2 protein-coding genes are annotated in these 1,585 nt (G+C 72.5%); both read right to left on the minus strand.

All coding sequences use genetic code 11. The features are described from left to right. The coding region (locus AB0Q99_RS34275) for an electron transfer flavoprotein subunit alpha/FixB family protein (protein ID WP_363578181.1) at positions 1-776 on the minus strand (776 nt) is incomplete at its 3' end. 41 nt (positions 777-817) lie between these two features. After that, a partial coding sequence (locus AB0Q99_RS34280) for an electron transfer flavoprotein subunit beta/FixA family protein (protein ID WP_363578183.1) occupies positions 818-1,585 on the minus strand: 768 nt, incomplete at its 5' end.

Here is a 1,585-nt window from a genome sequence, read left to right on the forward strand (position 1 = left end):
AGCTGCGGGGAGACCTGCTTGCCGGTCTGGCCGACCTGGCTGCTGTGCGGGTACCAGCCCGCGTCGACGGCGGCCCGCGAGGCACCCACGGCCGCGCCCAGCGCGTCCGCCAGCTCCTCGACCACGCCGAAGCCCTCCGCGGCACCCACGCCACGACCGCCGGAGACCACGATCGCGGCCTCGGTCAGCTCGGGACGACCGCTGGACACCCGCGGGGTGCGCGAGGTGACCCGGGCCGCCCTGCCGGTGAACTCCACCGACACGCTCTCCACCGCGCCCGCGGCCGGAGCCGCCTCCGGGGCGACGGCGTTCGGCTTGACCGTGATCACCGGCGCGCCCTTGGTGACCGTGGACTTCACCTGGAAGGACGCGGCGAACACCGACTGGGTGGCCACCGGACCGCCCTCACCGGCCTCCAGGTCGACCGCGTCGGTGATGATCCCCGAGCCCAGGCGCAGCGCGACGCGGGCGGCGATCTCCTTGCCCTCGCCGGAGGAGGTGAGCAGGACGGCGGCGGCGTCGTTGGCCTTGGCGATCTGGGTGAGGGCGTCGACCTTGGGGACGACCAGGTGGTCGGTGAATTCGGTGCCGTCGGCGGTGTAGACCTTGGCGGCGCCGTACTCGGCGGCCTTGGCGGCGATGTCGGCGGTGGCGGCGCCGGCGCCCAGGACGACGGCGGACGGCTCGCCGATGCGGCGGGCCAGGGTCAGCAGCTCCAGGGCCGGCTTGCGGACCGCACCGTCGGCGTGGTCCACCAGGACGAGAATCTCAGCCATTGCTCAATGTCTCCGTGTTCGCAGGTTCGAGGGGGTGGGGGCTAGATGAACTTCTGGTCGGCGAGGAAGCCGGCGAGCGACTTGCCGCCCTCGCCCTCGTCCTTGACGACCGTGCCCGCGGTGCGCGCCGGGCGCGCCGTCACCGAGTCCACCGCCGTCCACGAACCCGCCAGACCGACCTCGTCCGCCTCGATGCCCAGGTCGTCCAGGTCCAGCGACTGCACCGGCTTCTTCTTCGCCGCCATGATCCCCTTGAACGACGGGTACCGGGCCTCGCCCGACTGGTCCGTCACCGACACCACGGCCGGCAGCTCCGCCTCGACCAGCTCGGTCGCCGCGTCACCGTCCCGACGGCCCCGGACCACCCCGCCCTCGACCGACACCTCCGACAGCAGCGTCACCTGCGGCACGCCCAGACGCTCCGCCAGCAGCGCCGGCAGCACGCCCATCGTGCCGTCCGTCGAGGCCATGCCACCGATCACCAGGTCGAACCCGGTCTGCTCCAGCGCCTTCGCCAGCACCGCCGACGTCCCGATCACGTCCGAACCGTGGATGTCGTCGTCGTTCACGTGCACGGCCTTGTCCGCACCCATCGACAGCGCCTTGCGCAGCGCGTCCTTCGCGTCGTCCGGCCCGACCGTCAGCACCGTCACCTCGGCACCCTCGTTCGCCTCCGCGATCCGCAGCGCCTGCTCCACGCCGTACTCGTCCAGCTCCGACAGGAGGCCGTCCACACCCTCCCGGTCGGTGGTGTGGTCGTCCGCGAAACGACGGTCACCCGTCGCGTCCGGCACGTACTTCACACAGAC

The organism is Kitasatospora sp. NPDC086791, assembly GCF_040685975.1.
Classification (GTDB): Bacteria; Actinomycetota; Actinomycetes; order Streptomycetales; family Streptomycetaceae; genus Kitasatospora.